This is a genomic window from Cellulomonas rhizosphaerae, assembly GCF_003470205.1.
GTDB lineage: Bacteria > Actinomycetota > Actinomycetes > Actinomycetales > Cellulomonadaceae > Cellulomonas > Cellulomonas rhizosphaerae.
This window is the reverse complement of sequence record NZ_QWKP01000145.1, coordinates 1-15,857: the sequence shown is the minus strand read 5'-3', so window position 1 is coordinate 15,857 and position 15,857 is coordinate 1. Positions and strand designations below refer to the sequence as shown.

The following is a 15,857-nucleotide window of genomic DNA, read 5'->3' as shown; positions in this document are numbered from 1 at the left end:
GGCAGGCCCGCCGCCGGTGCGGCGACCGGGATCGCGGCGGACTCGGCGGACGGCTCGTCGCCGTCGCCACGGCGGCGACGCGGCAGGCCGAGCGAGGTCTCACCGTCGGTGAGCGCGGCCAGGTCGACAGCCTCGGCCGCGGGGGCCTCGCTCTCGACGAGGGCCGCGAGCTCGGCGGGCGAGTCAGGGGCCGTGCCGTACAGCGCGGTCTCGGTCGCGGCGAACAGGTGCGCCGGGAACAGGACCGTGGTCTCCGTGCCCGTGCCGGTGGGCGACTTCGCGAGCTGCACGGCCGCGCCGAGGCGGTGGGCGATGCGGCCGACGACGAAGAGGCCGAGGCGCTGCGCGCCGAGCATCTCGCCGGCACCGGTCGACGCGATCTTGGCGTTGGCGGCCTCGATCTCGGCGTCGGACATGCCCAGGCCGCTGTCGATCACCTTGACGGCGACGAACTGGCCGATGACGCCCGTGGAGACCGTGACGGCCGTCTCGGGCTCGGAGAACACCGTGGCGTTCTCGAGCAGCTCGGCGAGCAGGTGGGCGGCCCCCAGGGCGTTGAAGCCCAGCATGTGCGGGTCGACCTGCAGGTCCAGCTCGATGCGGTCGTACTGCTCGATCTCCGAGGAGGCCGTGCGGATCACGTCGGACAGCGGCATGGCGTCGCGCAGGCGGCGACCGGAGTCGATGCCGGCGAGCACCAGGAGGGACTCCGCGTTACGACGCATTCGCGTGGCGAGGTGGTCGAGGCGGAAGAGGTTGGCCAGCGTGCTCGGGTCTTCCTCAGCGCGCTCGAGCGAGTCGATGAACGACAGCTGGCGGTTGAGCAGGACCTGGTCGCGGCGGGCGACGTTGACGAACATCTCAGCGATGGAGCCACGCAGGGCTGCCTGCTCCTGGGCGACCGCGACGGTCGTCGCGTTCACCGAGTTGAACGCTGCGGCCAGTCGGCCGACCTCGTCCATCGACGTCACGGGGATCGGCGCGAGCGTGATCTCGGGGCCCTCACCGGGGGTGGCCACCTGCTCGACCAGTCGCGGCAGCTGCTCGCGGACGTTCGAGGCGGCGGAGGTCAGGCGACGCAGCGGGTTCACGATGCCACGGGCGATGAACAGCGCGAACAGCAGCGACAGGACGACGGCCGCGATCGTGATGCCGATCGTCAGGATGGCGGTCTGGCGGGCGCTGGACACGTCGTTCGACGCGAGGGTGTCGGCGCGCTTGAGGACCGCGTCACTCGTCTCGACGATGCCGGCGAGCTGGGAGTTGACGTCCTCGACGTACTCGGGGACGACGAGCTGGTTGACCAGCGTCTCGCTGCCCGAGGTCAGGCGGAGCCGCTCCTGCGAGAAGCGTGAGGTCGGCTGGCCGGCCGGCATCGCGATGTCGGTGTCGAGGCGGTTGACGAAGGCGGCGGACTGCGAGCGCGCGGTCTCGGTGTTACGCGCGGCCTCGTCGTACGCGGCCGCCGTGATCGTGTTGACCGACCCACCGCCGGACATCACGAGACCCTGGATCATCTCGGTGACGAGCTTGTTGGACAGGCCCTGGATCGACCCGAAGGCGTTCAGCGAGGCGCCGACGTCGCGGTTGTCGAGGTAGGTGGCGATCTGCGCGACGAGCTCGAGCTCACCGTTGGTGATCTCTGCGTAGTTGAAGGCGGCGGTTCCGGTTCCAGCGGCCAACGACGAGCCGTTGCGCGCGGCAACCAGGTTCGTGTTGTAGCTCATCTGGACGTCTTGGAAGCTGTCGATGATGCGCTTCGGGAACAGGCTCAGGTCGAGGTCGGCGGTGACCTCGCGGACGTCGGCGAGAGCGGCATCCGTCTGCGCCTGCGCGGCCGCGAGGTCCTTCTTCGGCGCCCCCGTCAGGGTGGCGACACGCTCCGCCTCGATCGCGCTCGACAGCGGCTTGTACGCCTCGAGGGTCTTGATGACCTCAGCGGCGGCGGACGCCGACTGGTAGGTCTTCACCGAACCGTACGAGATGTACGCACCGGCGACGAGCAGCACGATCATGGGGACAGCGAGAACCGCCATCACCTTGGCGCGAATGCCAAGCCGTCGCAGCATGTCGATCCCTTCCTTCACCCGACTCTGGGTGTCGCCCACGTTCGATCAGCGATCTGACCGATCCGTGGAGTCCCCGTTCGCAACTCATCGGCTCCTGGACGGAGGACCATTAGCCCGCGGCAGAGTTTGCCATGGACCTCACCCCGGCGGGAACGGCGCATTTCCACGGGTCTGTGGCGGTTCGTCACGGACGATACGGTCGACCTCGTGCGCGCAGTCGTCATCTCCGAACCGGGCGATCCGGACGTCATGGTGGTCGCCGAGGTCGACGACCCGGTCCCCGGGCCAGCGGATCTTCTCATCCAGGTAGTCGCCGCGGGCGTCAACCGCGCCGACCTGCTGCAAAGAAGTGGGAACTATCCGCCGCCGCCGGGTGCGCCCGACTGGCCGGGGATGGAGGTCGCGGGCGACGTGCTCGCCGGCCCGCCCGGGTGGCCGGTGGGATCCCGTGCCGCGGCTCTGCTTGCCGGCGGGGGCTACGCGTCGCGCGTCGTCGTCCCGGCTTCCCTCGCCCTGGTGGTTCCCGACGGCCTCACGACGAGCGACGCGGCGGCCCTGCCCGAGGCGCTCGCCACCGTGTGGTCCAACTTCGAGGCGGCCCGGCTGACCTCCGGCCAGACCGTCCTGGTGCGGGGCGGATCGGGCGGGGTGGGCTCGGTGGCCGTCCAGGTGGCCCGCGAGGCCTACGGCGCCCGGGTGGTCGCGACGGCGGGAGGGCCGGACCGTGTGGCTCGGCTGGCTCAGCTCGGCGTCGACGTGCCGCTCGACCACCGTTCCGAGGACCTCGTCGACCAGGTCCTCGCCGCGACCGACGGCCGCGGGGTCGACGTCGTCCTCGACGTGCTCGGCGCGGGCGGGCTCGCGGACAACCTCGCGATGCTCGCCGACGGCGGCAGGCTCGTGGTCATCGGCATGCAGCGCGGGCGGCGCGCGGAGATCGACCTCGGCCTCCTGCTCACGCGGCGACTGTCGGTCATCGGGACGACGCTGCGTTCGCGCCCGCTCCCCGACAAGGCCGCGATCATGGCCGGCGTGCGTGCGCACCTGTGGCCGCTCGTGGCCGACGGCCGCATCCGGCCCGTCGTGCACGCGAGCCTCCCGCTGGAGCAGGCGCCCGCCGCGCACCGGCTGCTCGACTCGGGCGAGGTCTTCGGCAAGCTCCTCCTCGAGCCCTGATCACGCTCAGGCGGGCGGGGGCGCCTCGTCCGGGTCGTCGACGGCACGGGCGGTCAGCGCGATCGCGCCCGAGACCAGCAGCAGACCCATGACCTCCAGACCGTGCGGCACCTGGTGCAGCGCGACGGCGCCGACGACCGCCGCGGTCGCGGGCAGCAGCGCGAGCAGCACCGCGAACGTGGCGGCCCGCACGCGCCGCAGCACCACCTGCTCGATCGCGTACGGGATCACGGAGGACAGGACCCCGACCCCGACGACGGCCGCGGCGAGTGCGGGATCGTCGAGCACGGGCGCCGCGCCGGCCGCGAGGAACGGGGCGAAGACGAGCGCGCCCACGGTCATCGCGACCGCCAGGCCGGTGACCCCGCCGCTCGCGCCGGTCGCGACCCGTCGCCCGAGCAGGATGTACGCGGCCCAGAACGCCGCGGCCAGCAGCGCCGCCACGAGCCCGGTCCGCGCGTCCGGCCCCGCGTCGAGGCTGACCCCCGCGAGCAGCACGACGCCCAGGGCCGCGACCCCGATCGCCACGCGCTCGCGCCACCCGCGCCCGGTCAGCGCCGCGACGGCCACGGGCCCGGCGAACTCGATCGCCACCGCCGTGCCGAGCGGCAGGTGGTCGATCGCGACGTAGAAGGTCACGTTCATCGCGGCGAGCACCACGCCGAACAGCAGCACCGTGCCCAGGTCGCGCCGCGTCCACCGCGTGCGCCACGGACGGCGCCAGGCCACCAGGACCACCGCGGCCACGAGGATGCGCAACCACGCGACGGTCGGCGCGGCGACCGTCGCGAACAGCCCGACCGCGAGCGCGGCACCGGCGTACTGCGTCAGCCCCGACAGGACGAACAGCAGCGGCGCGGGCACCGGCCCAGGCTAGGCCCGCGCACCCGTTCACACTGCGGCCGCCGCCCGCAGCACGCACGATGGGGTGCGCCCCGCGCACGCGGTCAGGACCCGGCCGCACCCTGCGGTGCGAACGGCCACCCGTGGCCGCGAGAGGGACCCATGGGCCGCACCACGTCGAGCACCGACACCCACCGCCGCGTCCGGGCGAGCGTCGCGGGCGACGTCCTGCGCGCGTTCGCGGTGCTCAGCGTGGTGATCGCCGCCTGGCAGTGGGGGCTCGTGGGCGCCGCGCTGTTCCTCCTGGTCCTCGGCGGCACGCTGCTGCCTCGCGCGATCGCGGCACCGCCGGCGCTCGACGTCGCCTACAGCGCGAGCCTCCTGCTCGCCGCCTATGCCGCCCAGCTGGGCTGGTACGACGCCGTCGGCTGGCTCGACCTCGCGGTCCACACGCTGACCACCGCCCTGGTCGCCGTCATGGTCTGCCTGGCGCTGGCCCGGTGGAGCGGGATCGACCCGGCCGGGCTCGGGGCGCGCGGCGCCTGGGTCGGTGCCGTGCTCGTCGCGGGAGCCGGAGCGGCCCTCGCCGTGCTCTGGGAGATCGGCGAGTGGTTCGGGAACGCCTACCTCGACAACACCATCCACGTGGGCTACACGGACACGGTCGGCGACCTCGCGGCTGGCCTCGCCGGCAGCATCGTCGCGGGCGTCCTCGTCGCCCGCCGGTGGGCACGATGACCCCGACCGTCTCCGTCGTCATCCCCACGCGGGACGACGCCGTTGAGCTCGCGGTCTGCCTCGCCGCGCTGGGCCGCCAGACGGTGCAGCCGTGGGAGGTCGTCGTCGTCGACAACGGATCGACCGACCGGTCCGCAGCCGTCGCGACCGCGTGGGGCGCGCGCGTCGTCACCGAGCTGCGCGTCGGCATCCCGGCCGCCGCGGCCGCCGGCTACGACGCGGCCAAGGGCGACGTGATCGCCCGCCTCGACGCCGACTCCCGCCCCGACGAGCGGTGGGTGGAGCGGATCGCCGCGCGGATGGGCGCGGAACCCGGGCTCGTGGCGCTCACCGGCACCGGGCGGTTCGTCGACGTGCCGGCCTGGTCGCGGGCCGTCGTCTCGACCGCGTACCTCGGCAGCTACTACCTGCTGGCCTACCTCGCCCTCGGCCACGCGCCGCTGTGGGGCTCGAGCATGGCGATGCGGCGCGAGTCCTGGCGCGCGGTGCGCGAGGAGGTCAGCCGTGCCGACGTCCACGACGACCTGGACCTCGCGTTCGCGCTCGGGCCGCACCGCCGGATCCGCTTCGACGGCGCTCTGAGCGTCGGCGTCTCCGCGCGCTCCCTGCGGGGTGCCGCCCAGCGCCGGCGCCGGATGGACCGGGCCTGGCGGACGCTGCGGCTCAACTGGCAGCGCACCCCGCCGTGGCGCCGGTGGTGGTCCCGCCTGACCGGCCCCGACGTCGGCTGAGAACCGGCTGAGGGCCTCCGGTTCCCCCCGGTTGCGGCCCGCCGCTCGCGTGCAATGGTGAGCGGGAAGCGCGCTCAGGACACGGGCAGCTACGCATGCCCCCGGAGTCGACGATGAAGCTGCCCCACCCGCGCGGTCCCCTCAGCGACGCGGTGATCACCCTCGTGAGCTCGTCGCCCGACGCGCAGACGAGGATCGACGAGGTTGCGCGCGACGCGGTCGACGCGTCGACCGACCTGGCGACCGACGACGACGTCCAGCTCGCCCTGTACGTCATGAACGAGCTCGCCTACCGCGGGTTCGACGGCGTGGACGACGACTGGGAGTGGGACCCCGAGCTCCTGCGGGCACGCCGCATCGTCGAGACCGCCTTCGAGGACGCCCTGCGCCGGGTCGTCCAGGTCCCGTCCGACGTCCCCCCGGAGCGGTCCGAGGTCGCGGCGGCGCTGTTCGCGATGACGGCGCCGGCACCCGGCCCGAGCGTCGCCCGGTACGTCGCCAAGCGCGCGACCCGCGAGCAGCTCGACGAGTTCCTCGTCCTGCGCTCGATCTACCAGCTGAAGGAGGCGGACCCGCACACCTGGGCGATCCCCCGCCTCACCGGCGGGCCCAAGGCCGCGCTCGTCGAGATCCAGGCCGACGAGTACGGCGGCGGCGACCCCGAGCGCATGCACTGCGAGCTGTTCGCGCGGACCATGCGCGGCGCGGGCCTCGACGCGGACTACGGCGCCTACGTCGAGCGGATCCCCGCGATCACGCTCGCCGCGCTCAACCTCATGTCCCTGTTCGGCCTGCACCGCCGCCTGCGGGGCGCGACCGCCGGGCACCTGGCCGCGTTCGAGATGACGTCCTCCCTGCCGAACCGGCTCTACGGCGACGGCTTCCGGCGGCACGGGTTCGACGAGGGCACGACGCTGTACTTCGACGAGCACGTCGAGGCCGACGCGGTCCACGAGCAGATCGCCGGACGCGACCTCGCTGGCGCCCTCGCCCAGCAGGAGCCCGAGCTGTGTCACGACATCCTGTTCGGCGCCGCCGCGTGCCTCTACCTCGACGACCTCGCGGGCGAGCACACGCTGTCCGCCTGGACCGCGGGCGGCTCCGCGCTACGGGCGATCGCGTGACCGGCACGCGCCCGACGACGATCGTCGCGTGCCCGGACGGCCCGATCCTGGTGCGCGGCGACGCGCAGATCGTCGACGAGGACGGCAAGCCGGTCGAGCGCCGCCGGGCCACGGTCGCGCTGTGCCGGTGCGGGGCGTCGGCGATCAAGCCGTACTGCGACGGCACCCACAAGGCGATCGGGTTCAGTGCCCCCTGATTTCTTCTGATGCCCCCTGATCCCCTTACTTCGTGATGACCACGCTGCGCTGGTGCGTCGTCTGGACCGAGCGGTAGTACGGGCCCGGCGCCTCGTTCCACATCGCGTTCGTCGCGCGGATGGCGTGCTTGGTGGAGCCGAAGCTGATGCTGGCCTTGCCGACCGCGTTCAGCTTCCAGCTCGCGGTGAACTGCGTGCCCACCGTGCCGCAGTAATACTTCTTCGCGGGCGCCTTCGGCAGCAGGAGCCCGACGGTCGCCTGGCCGACGCCGATGACGAACGGCCCGGGCACCGGGATCTGCGTCAGCGCGCGGGTCACGGTCAGCGGAGTCAGCTTCTGCGGTTTGGTGTTGCACGCGATCGTCGTCAGGTACACCTTGCTCGCGCTGATCTTGTTGACGGTGACCGCCATGCCCTTCGAGTCGACCTTCGCCTTGCCGTTCAGGACGCGGTAGGCGAGCTCGCCGTTGCGGGCCTTGACGCTGAAGTGCAGGGGCTTCCACTTCTTCGACTTCGTGTCCTTGCACGCCAGCACGGTGATCGTGTGGTTCGCGATCGGCGTGTTCTTCGAGTAGTAGCGGCGCTTGGTGACCTCGACCTTGCCCGAATGGTCGATCTTCGTCTGGAAGTCGTACTCGGTCGCCGTCGCGTGCACGGTGATGCTCGTGCTCTTCGTCGCCGAGCACGAGGCAGCTGACGCTCCTGTCGCGGCCGCCACGCTCATCGTCGCCCCCAGGGCCACGACCGTGACCCCCGCCGTCGCGCGCTTCGTCCAGCTCGAACCCCACATGTCGACTCCTTCGTCGCTCGGCCCCCTGGGGGATCTGGCGGAGTCTGCCATCGCCCCCGGGGGGCGGCAACGCGAACGGGTCAGACCAGGAAGCTCCGCAGGATCTCGAGCGCGCCGTCGTCGTCGATCGTCCCGGTGACCTCGTCGGCCGCGGCCCGGACCGCCTCCGACGCGTGCCCCATGGCCACGCCGCGGGCCGCCCAGCGCAGCATCTGCACGTCGTTGCCGCCGTCGCCGATCGCCGCGGTCTCGAACGGCTCGACCTCGAGCGTCCGCCGGATCGCCTCGAGCGCGCTCGCCTTGGACACCCCGCCGGGCGTCAGGTCCAACCAGGCGGAGTAGCCGACCGCGTACTCGACCTCCTGCAGGCCGACGCGCTCGACGAGCTCGTGGAACTCCTCCGGGCTCGCCCCGGGCGCGCGGATCACCACGCGGGTGGCGGGCGTGGCGAGCAGCTCGTCGAACGAGACGACCTGCTTGGTCCCGGACAGCTCCCCGTCGGGGAAGTCGCCCGTGAGGCGGAAGCCCACGCCGAGGTCCTCGACCGCGTACAGCGCGTCGGGCAGCTCGAGCACGATCGCGCGCAGGGCGGGCGCGGGGTCGAACGTGATCGCGTCGGTGATCTCGAACCCGTCGGGCAGCGCCGGGTCGAGCCGGGTGGTGACCGCGCCGTTGGAGCTGACCGCCCACCCGTCGGACAGGCCGAGCTCGCGCGCGACCGGGATCGTCGAGTGCAGACCCCGGCCCGTGGCCAGCACCACGTGCAGCCCCGCGTCGCGCAGCGCCCCGACGGCCGAACGCACCGCCTCGGTGATCACCCCGTCGTACGACATCAGCGTGCCGTCGATGTCCAGGGCGATCATCCGAGCGCGGCTCACTTCACGGGCTCCAGCACCTCGAGGCCGCCGAGGTAGGGCCGCAGCCCCACCGGCACGTAGACCGAGCCGTCCTCCTGCTGGTGGTTCTCCAGCAGCGCGACGAGCCAGCGCGTGGTGGCCAGCGTGCCGTTGAGCGTCGCGACCGCGCGGACCGTGCCGTCGGCCGTGCGCTCGCGCACGCCCAGGCGGCGGGCCTGGTAGGTGGTGCAGTTCGAGGTGGAGGTCAGCTCGAGGTAGCGCTGCTGGCTCGGCAGCCACGCCTCGCAGTCGAACTTGCGGGCCGCGCTCGAGCCGAGGTCGCCCGCGGCGGTGTCGATGACGCGATAGGGCAGCTCCGCGAGCGCGAGCATCTCCTGCTCCCAGCCCAGGAGACGGCGGTGCTCGTCGGCCGCGTGCTCGACGCTCGTGTAGACGAACGCCTCGACCTTGTGGAACTGGTGCACGCGGATGATGCCGCGGGTGTCCTTGCCGTACGAGCCGGCCTCGCGGCGGTAGCAGGCCGACCAGCCCGCGTACCGCAGCGGTCCGCCGGTCAGGTCGAGGATCTCCCCGCTGTGGTAGCCCGCGAGGGCCACCTCCGAGGTGCCGACCAGGTACAGGTCGTCGGCCTCGAGGCGGTAGATCTCGTCGGCGTGCGCGCCGAGGAAGCCGGTGCCGGCCATGACCTCGGGCTTGACGAGCGTGGGCGTGATGACGGGCGTGAAGCCGGCCGCGAGCGCGCGGTCGACCGCTGCGTTCAGCAGCGCGAGCTCGAGCCGCGCACCGATGCCGGTCAGGTAGTAGAACCGCGCGCCGGAGACCTTGGCGCCGCGCTCGGTGTCGATCGCCTTGAGGCTCTCGCCGAGGTCCAGGTGGTCGCGCACGACGAAGTCCGCGCCGTACTCGGCCGCGAAGTCGCGCGGCGTGCCCACGTGCTCGAGCACGACGAAGTCGTCCTCGCCGCCCGCCGGGACGCCGTCCTCGATGACGTTGCCGATGCGGCGCGCCAGCTCGGTCGCGCGCGTCTCGGCGGCGTCGGCGTCGGCCTGCAGCGCCTTGACGCGCTCGGCGAGCGCGCGGCCGTGCGTCAGCAGCGCCTGCTTCTCGTCGCCCTTGGCGGCGGCGACGAGCTTGCCGTGGGACTTCTGCTCGGCGCGCAGGGTCTCGTACTCGGTGAGGGACGACCGGCGCAGCGCGTCGGCGTCGAGCACCTGGTCGACGAGGCCGGGGTCGTCGCCTCGCGCGACCTGGCTGGCGCGCACGACGTCGGGATCATCACGGAGCAGACGGAGATCGATCACCTGCGTCACCCTACCGACGACCACGGCCCTCGCCCGAACGGGGTCCGCCCCGTAGATTGCGCCTGTGACCTGGGTCGGATGGGTAGCGATCGCCGCCGGAGTGCTGGCAGTCGCCGCCATCTGCATCGCCGTGGTCGTCTACCGCCAGCAGGGCTCGCTGCACCGACGGCTCGAGTCGGGCGGGGTGAGCGCGGGTGCGCGAGGCCTGGCACGGGAGGTCGACGAGGGCGGCGCGCTCGTCGCGTTCGTCGCGAACCCCTCCAAGCCCGACGCGGCCGACCTGCACGAGGCCGTCCGCCGGACCGCCGCGGAGCTGGGCCTGGCCGAGCCCCTGTGGCTCGAGACGACCATCGAGGACCCGGGCGTGGGCCAGACCCGCGAGGCCGTGGCCGCGGGCGCGGACGTCGTCGTGGCTGTCGGCGGCGACGGGACCGTCCGGGCCGTGGCCGAGGGCCTGGTCGGCACCAGCGTCCCGATGGGCCTGGTCCCCATCGGCACGGGCAACCTGCTCGCCCGCAACCTCGACCTGCCGCTCGGCAACCCGCTGGCCGCGCTGCGGATCGCGCTGACCGGCAACGACCGCACGATCGACGTCGGCTGGCTGCGCGTCCTGCGGTTCGAGTCCGAGGTCAAGGACAAGGTCGCGGAGGCGGCCGACGACCGCCCCGCCGACACGAACCAGCCGCGCGACCACATCTTCCTGGTGATCGCCGGGCTCGGCTTCGACGCCGCGATGGTCGCCGACGCGGACCCGACCCTCAAGGCCAAGGTCGGCTGGATCGCCTACTTCGTCGCGGGGATCCGGCACCTGCGCGGCGACCGGACGCGCGTGCACGTGCGGGTGGACGACGAGAAGGCGACGACGACCCGGCTGCGCAGCCTGCTCGTCGGCAACTGCGGCAAGCTCCCCGGCGGCCTGGTGCTGCTGCCCGACGCGCAGCTCGACGACGGCTGGCTCGACCTGGCCGCGATCGACGCGCGCGGCGGGATCGCCGGCTGGGCGCAGCTGTTCGGCGAGGTGGTGCTGCAGGGCTGGGGCGTACCCAGCAGCCGCGCGCCGAAGATCGGCCGCATCGACCACCGCCGCGCGCGCGAGGTGCGGATCGTGGTCCCCGGCGGCGAGCACGCGCAGGTCGACGGCGACCTGGTGGGCCGCGTGGTGGAGGTCGCGGCCCGCGTGGACCCCGGCGCCCTGGTGGTCCGGGTCGCGGCCGCCTGACCTTCCACTTTCAAGATATAGAGCACAGGGGGGCTTGCGGCAAGGCCCCCCTCCTGGCGAAGAATCGCCCGCCGTAGCCCGACCGGCGAGCGGAGACCCGATGCCCCAGCAGTTCCCCCTGACCGCCTTCCACCTGCCCGAGCGGCGCGCCGCCAAGGCGGACCCCGCACTCATCGAGCGCGACGAGGAGCACTTCGCGGCCATCGCCACCAGCCTCGAGGCCACGACAGCCGAGCTCACCGGCCGGCTCGACGCGGCCCGCCGCGCGCCCGGCGGGCACGGCACGGCCGCGCTCGAGCGCGACCAGGAGGTGCACCGCCTCACGGCCCGGCTGCGCACGCTGCGCCGGTTCGGGCTCGACCTGTGCCTGGGCCGGATGGTCGATGCGAACGGCGAGGCGACCTACGTCGGCCGGATGGGCCTCACCGACACCGACGGCCGCCGACTGCTGCTCGACTGGCGCTCGCCCGCGGCCGAGCCGTTCTTCGGGGCGACGCTGGCCAACCCGATGGGCCTGGTGAGCCGCCGGCGCTACCGGTGGGTCGGCGGGCAGATCAGCGACTACTGGGACGAGGCGTTCGGGGACGTCGAGTCCAGCGCCGCGCTCGACGACGAGTCTGCGTTCATCGCGAGCCTGGGCGCGAACCGCTCGGCCCGGATGCGCGACGTGCTCGGCACCATCGCCGCGGACCAGGACGCGATCATCCGCGCAGGCTCGGCCGGCGCGCTCGTCGTCGACGGCGGCCCCGGCACGGGCAAGACGGTCGTCGCGCTGCACCGCACCGCCTACCTGCTCTACTCCGACCCGCGCCTGGGCCACCGCCGCGGCGGCGTGCTGTTCGTCGGCCCGCACGAGCCGTACCTGGACTACGTGTCCGACGTGCTGCCGAGCCTCGGCGAGGAGGGCGTGCAGACCTGCACGCTGCGCGACCTGCTGCCCGAGGGCGCCGCGGCCGTCCCGGAGGGCGACCCGCGCGTGGCGGCCCTCAAGTCGTCGGCCGCGATGGTCGCGGCGATCGAGCCCGCCGTGCGGTTCTCCGAGCACCCGCCGACCGCGGGAGTACTCGTCGAGACCCCGTGGGCCGACCTGTGGCTGAGCGCCGACGACTGGGCCGAGGCCTTCGACGCCCCGGGGGCCGGCACGCCGCACAACGAGGCGCGCGACGAGATCTGGGAGGCCGTGCTCGCGATCCTGCTGGACAAGAACGAGGACGACGAGGTCACGCCCGACCAGCTGCGCCGGTCCCTGGAGGCCAACCGCGAGCTGCGCGAGATCCTCCACCGCGCCTGGCCGCTGCTCGAGCCGACCGACCTCGTGGGCGACCTCTGGACCGTCCCGGCCTACCTACGGCTGTGCGCACCGTGGCTCGAGCCCGACGAGATCCGCGCCCTGCAGCGGGCCGACGCGCAGGCCTGGACCATGGCCGACCTGCCGCTCCTCGACGCCGCGCGCCAGCGGCTCGGCGACCCGGAGGCGTCCCGCCGGGCGGCGCGCCAGGCGCGGGCCGTCGCCGCGCAGCAGGCGGAGATGGCGGACGTCGTCGACCACCTCATCCAGACCGACGACTCCGAGATGCACCTCATGTCGATGCTGCGCGGCGCCGACCTGCAGCGCGCGCTCGTCGACCAGGCCGCCGTGCCGACCGCGGACCCCGACCTGCTCGCCGGCCCGTTCGCGCACGTCGTGGTCGACGAGGCCCAGGAGCTGACCGACGCCGAGTGGCAGATGCTCCTGGCGCGCTGCCCGTCGCGGAGCTTCACGATCGTCGGCGACCGCGCCCAGGCCCGCCACGGGTTCACCGAGTCGTGGCAGTCGCGGCTGGAGCGGGTGGGCCTCGACCGGGTCATCCTGGCGCCGCTGGGCGTGAACTACCGGACGCCGGCCGAGGTGATGGCCGAGGCCGAGCCGGTGATCCGGGCCGCGCTGCCGGACGCGAACGTGCCGCTCTCGATCCGCAGCAGCGGGATCCCCGTGGTTCGCGGCGCGGTCGCGGACCTGCGCACCGTCGTGGACGGCTGGCTCGCCGAGCACGGCGACGGGATCGCGTGCGTGATCGGCGACCCGTCGTTCGTCGGGACGGACCGGGTCCGCTCGCTCACGCCCACGCTGGCCAAGGGGCTCGAGTTCGACCTCGTGGTCCTCGTCGACCCGGACTCGTTCGGCGAGGGGATCGAGGGGGCGGTCGACCGCTACGTCGCGATGACCCGCGCGACCCAGCAGCTGGTGGTGCTCGAGGGTTAGGTCGCCGCGCCGTCGCGGACCGCGCGCAGCCACGCGCGGGCCTCCACGAAGTCGGCGTCGGCCGTGCCGAGGTGCACGGTCGGCGCGACCTCGTCGGCCCGGGGGTAGGAGCCCAGGAACCGCACGTACGGGCACCGGCGGTGCAGGCCCATGATCGCCTCGCCGACCCGCTCGTCGAGGATGTGCCCCTCGGCGTCGATCGAGAACGAGTACCGGCCGAGCGAGTCGCCGATCGGGCGGGACTCGATGCGGGACAGGTTCACGCCGCGGGCCGCGAACTGCTCGAGCATCGCGAGCAGGGCGCCGGCCTCGTTGTCGGGCAGGTGCACGACGAGGGTCGTCTTGTCCGCGCCCGTGGGCGGCGGGACGTCGCCGGGGTGGCCGATGACGACGAACCGCGTGACCGCGGTGGCGTTGTCGGCGACGTGCTCCGCGAGCGCGGTCAGGCCGTAGGTCTCGACCGCGGGCGGCGGGACGAGCGCGGCGTCGAAGGGAAGGGCGGTCGACCCGGAGGCGATGAGCGCGGCCGGGGCGGTGTTCGACGTCGCGGGGACGTGCACGGCGTCGGGCAGGTGCGCTGCGAGCCAGCGGCGGCACTGCACCCACGCGTGCGGGTGGGCCGAGACGCGGCGGACGTCGGCGATCGCGACCCCGGGCGCCGCGGCGAGCGTGAACTGCACCGGGACGAGCACCTCGCGCAGCAGCACGAGCGGCTCGCCCGTGGCCAGGCTGTCGAGCGTCGCGGTCACGCCACCCTCGGCGGTGCTCTCGATCGCGACCACCGCGAAGTCGGCCCGGCCCGAGCGGACCGCGGCGATCGCCGAGGTCACGTCGGTCTGCGGCAGGTACTCGGCGTCGTCGGGCGAGACCACCTGGCGCAGCGCGGCCTCGGTGAACGTGCCCGCCGGACCGAGGTAGGCGTAGCGGGGCAGTGCCATGGGGTCTCCCGTCAGGTGGTGCGCTGCTCCGCAGGGTAGTGCTGCACCGCGTCGTCGGGCGCCGGGATTCCGTCGTCCTCACCAGGCAGCGGCGCCGACCGGATCAGCAGCATCCCGAGCAGCGGCAGCAGCGCGGCCAGCACGGCCGTCGCGATCTTGATCCCGTAGTCGTTCACCAGCGAGCCGCCGACCGCGGCGAGCAGCAGCGCGAACATCGCGGGCCGGACCAGCGGCCACTGCCGTTCGAGGCGCTCCCACGCGGTCCAGCGCAGCGGCGAGCCCTTCCACAGCAGGACCACGGCGACGACGAGCACGGCCAGCGTGGTCCAGGTGACCCAGCCGCCGTTGACGGTCCGCACGGCGTAGCCGAGCTTGCGGCTGATGGTCTCCCACGCGGTGCCGTCGACCACCGACTGCACGAAGATCCCCAGGTGCGTGCGCTCGGGTGCGGGCCGCAGCCAGTCGAGGATGCCGATGCCCGCGACGAGCAGCACGCCCGCCACCCCCGCGACGAGCAGCTTGCGCCACGTCACGCGGATGCCGGCGACGGCCAGCACGACGATCGCCCCGGCCGGCAGCAGGACCAGGCCGCCGCCCACGTCCGCGCCGAGGCTCGGCCACAGGTCCACGACGAGCGCGGTGCCGCAGACCAGCGCGGCACCGGCCCCCGCGACCCACCGCCCGTAGCGGCGCAGCCAGGTGCCGAGCGCCGCGGCGCCGAGCAGCCCCGCGACCACGTAGACCGAGTAGGTCGGGTTGCCGAAGCCGTAGAACCGGCCGCCCAACGTCGGCGCCGGTCCGAGCAGCGAGCCGCGGTGCAGGGGCGTGCCGAGCACCGCGTCGAGGGTCAGCACCCCGAACGTGAACAGCGCGACGAGGCCCGGTCCCCCGATCACGGGCCGCCACGGCACGAGCGCGGCGGCCGCCGCGACCACGAGCGTGCAGCCGAGCACCGACCACCACATGACGGCCGTCGGCGACCCGAACCGCCACCACGACGTGGCCGTCATGAGGAAGACGCCCGCGGGCAGGCTCGCGAGGAACAGCTGGACGGCGTCGACCACCCGGCGCGTGACGAGCTCGGCGCGCGGACGCCGGCGCGCGAGCAGGGGCGCGACGAACGTCGAGAGCAGGATGAGCGCGAGGCCGACGATCATCGGCGTCGTGGTGACCTTGCCGGCCGTGCCGCGCAGCGCCTGGTCCCGGACGGTCAGGTCCGCGAGCTGGCGCACGGCCGTCGCGGCGTCCGCGGGCCGGTCCTCGGCCACGGTGATCGCCGAGCCGGTGAACACGTCCGGGGGCGTGATGCCGACCGCCGTCAGCAGCGTCGCGGGCAGGTCGAGCAGCCGGACCACGCCCACCCAGCGGGTCGACGGCGTGGACCAGAACCGCGTGCCGGTCACGTCCGCGGAGTCGAGCAGGCCGACGCCCAGCGACGGGCGGCTGGGGGCGGGGTTGCCGGTCTCGACGAGCATCACCGTCGAGCCCGTGGGGATCACGCGCAGCAGGCTGCGGACCTGGGTGTCGAGCGCGGTCAGCTCCGCGGCGCGCACGGTCGGGTCGATGTCCGCCGAGTGCGGGGCCGAGCCGGCGTCGACGATGGTCAGCGGGCAGGAGAACACGTCGGCCGGG

At 73.6% G+C, this 15,857-nt stretch carries 13 protein-coding genes and 1 pseudogene; 7 read left to right on the top strand and 7 right to left on the bottom strand.

Translation table 11 applies throughout. The annotated features are described in order from the left end of the window. The coding region (locus tag D1825_RS04945) for a sensor histidine kinase (protein WP_138067463.1) at positions 1–2,069 on the bottom strand (2,069 nt) is incomplete at its 3' end. A gap of 207 nt (positions 2,070–2,276) precedes the next feature. On the opposite strand from D1825_RS04945, the gene D1825_RS04940 reads away from it, so the two are divergent. After that, positions 2,277–3,245: an NAD(P)H-quinone oxidoreductase gene (locus D1825_RS04940; protein ID WP_118766341.1), complete on the top strand. Its 969-nt coding sequence runs from the start codon at positions 2,277–2,279 to the stop codon at positions 3,243–3,245. Positions 3,246–3,251: 6 nt separating this feature from the next. On the opposite strand, the gene D1825_RS04935 is transcribed toward D1825_RS04940, so the two are convergent. Continuing rightward, positions 3,252–4,109: an EamA family transporter gene (locus tag D1825_RS04935; RefSeq protein ID WP_118766340.1), complete on the bottom strand. Its 858-nt coding sequence runs from the start codon at positions 4,107–4,109 to the stop codon at positions 3,252–3,254. Between the two features lie 141 nt (positions 4,110–4,250). Here D1825_RS04935 and D1825_RS04930 point away from each other — a divergent pair, with 141 nt between their 5' ends. From D1825_RS04930 to D1825_RS04915, 4 genes are all read left to right on the top strand, one after another. Beyond that, positions 4,251–4,826: a hypothetical protein gene (locus D1825_RS04930; RefSeq protein ID WP_118766339.1), complete on the top strand. Its 576-nt coding sequence runs from the start codon at positions 4,251–4,253 to the stop codon at positions 4,824–4,826. Next, complete coding sequence (locus D1825_RS04925; RefSeq protein WP_118766344.1) at positions 4,823–5,557, top strand: glycosyltransferase family A protein; 735 nt, start codon at positions 4,823–4,825, stop codon at positions 5,555–5,557. Before D1825_RS04930 ends, D1825_RS04925 begins: the two co-directional genes overlap by 4 nt. Positions 5,558–5,670: 113 nt before the next feature. Then, positions 5,671–6,681 carry an iron-containing redox enzyme family protein gene (locus D1825_RS04920; protein ID WP_118766343.1) on the top strand — a complete coding sequence of 337 codons (1,011 nt, stop codon included), beginning with the start codon at positions 5,671–5,673 and terminating at the stop codon, positions 6,679–6,681. Then, complete coding sequence (locus tag D1825_RS04915) at positions 6,678–6,878, top strand: CDGSH iron-sulfur domain-containing protein (RefSeq protein ID WP_118766338.1); 201 nt, start codon at positions 6,678–6,680, stop codon at positions 6,876–6,878. The genes D1825_RS04920 and D1825_RS04915 overlap by 4 nt, the downstream gene beginning before the upstream one ends. Before the next feature lie 25 nt (positions 6,879–6,903). Here D1825_RS04915 and D1825_RS04910 read toward each other — a convergent pair whose 3' ends face one another. The 3 genes from D1825_RS04910 to serS form a co-directional block, all read right to left on the bottom strand. Further along, positions 6,904–7,668: a hypothetical protein gene (locus tag D1825_RS04910; RefSeq protein WP_118766337.1), complete on the bottom strand. Its 765-nt coding sequence runs from the start codon at positions 7,666–7,668 to the stop codon at positions 6,904–6,906. Positions 7,669–7,748: 80 nt separating this feature from the next. Continuing rightward, positions 7,749–8,531: an HAD family hydrolase gene (locus D1825_RS04905; RefSeq protein ID WP_325051461.1), complete on the bottom strand. Its 783-nt coding sequence runs from the start codon at positions 8,529–8,531 to the stop codon at positions 7,749–7,751. A gap of 11 nt (positions 8,532–8,542) precedes the next feature. Then, a complete protein-coding gene (serS, locus tag D1825_RS04900; RefSeq protein ID WP_199721499.1) occupies positions 8,543–9,826 on the bottom strand; it encodes a serine--tRNA ligase in 1,284 nt (427 codons plus the stop codon). Between the two features lie 64 nt (positions 9,827–9,890). Between serS and D1825_RS04895 the strand changes: the two genes are divergently transcribed. Beyond that, positions 9,891–11,045 (top strand): diacylglycerol/lipid kinase family protein, encoded by a 1,155-nt coding sequence (locus tag D1825_RS04895; RefSeq protein ID WP_118766342.1) that lies wholly within the window; start codon positions 9,891–9,893, stop codon positions 11,043–11,045. Positions 11,046–11,145: 100 nt separating this feature from the next. After that, entirely contained in the window at positions 11,146–13,287 is a 2,142-nt protein-coding gene (gene helR / locus D1825_RS04890; protein ID WP_118766334.1) for an RNA polymerase recycling motor ATPase HelR, read from the top strand. Here the strand turns inward: helR and pheA are convergent. Both pheA and D1825_RS18170 read right to left on the bottom strand, forming a co-directional pair. Next, a complete protein-coding gene (gene pheA, locus D1825_RS04885) occupies positions 13,284–14,225 on the bottom strand; it encodes a prephenate dehydratase (protein ID WP_118766333.1) in 942 nt (313 codons plus the stop codon). The genes helR and pheA overlap by 4 nt on opposite strands. A gap of 11 nt (positions 14,226–14,236) precedes the next feature. Continuing rightward, positions 14,237–15,857, bottom strand: a pseudogene (locus D1825_RS18170) (hypothetical protein); the annotation flags it as partial.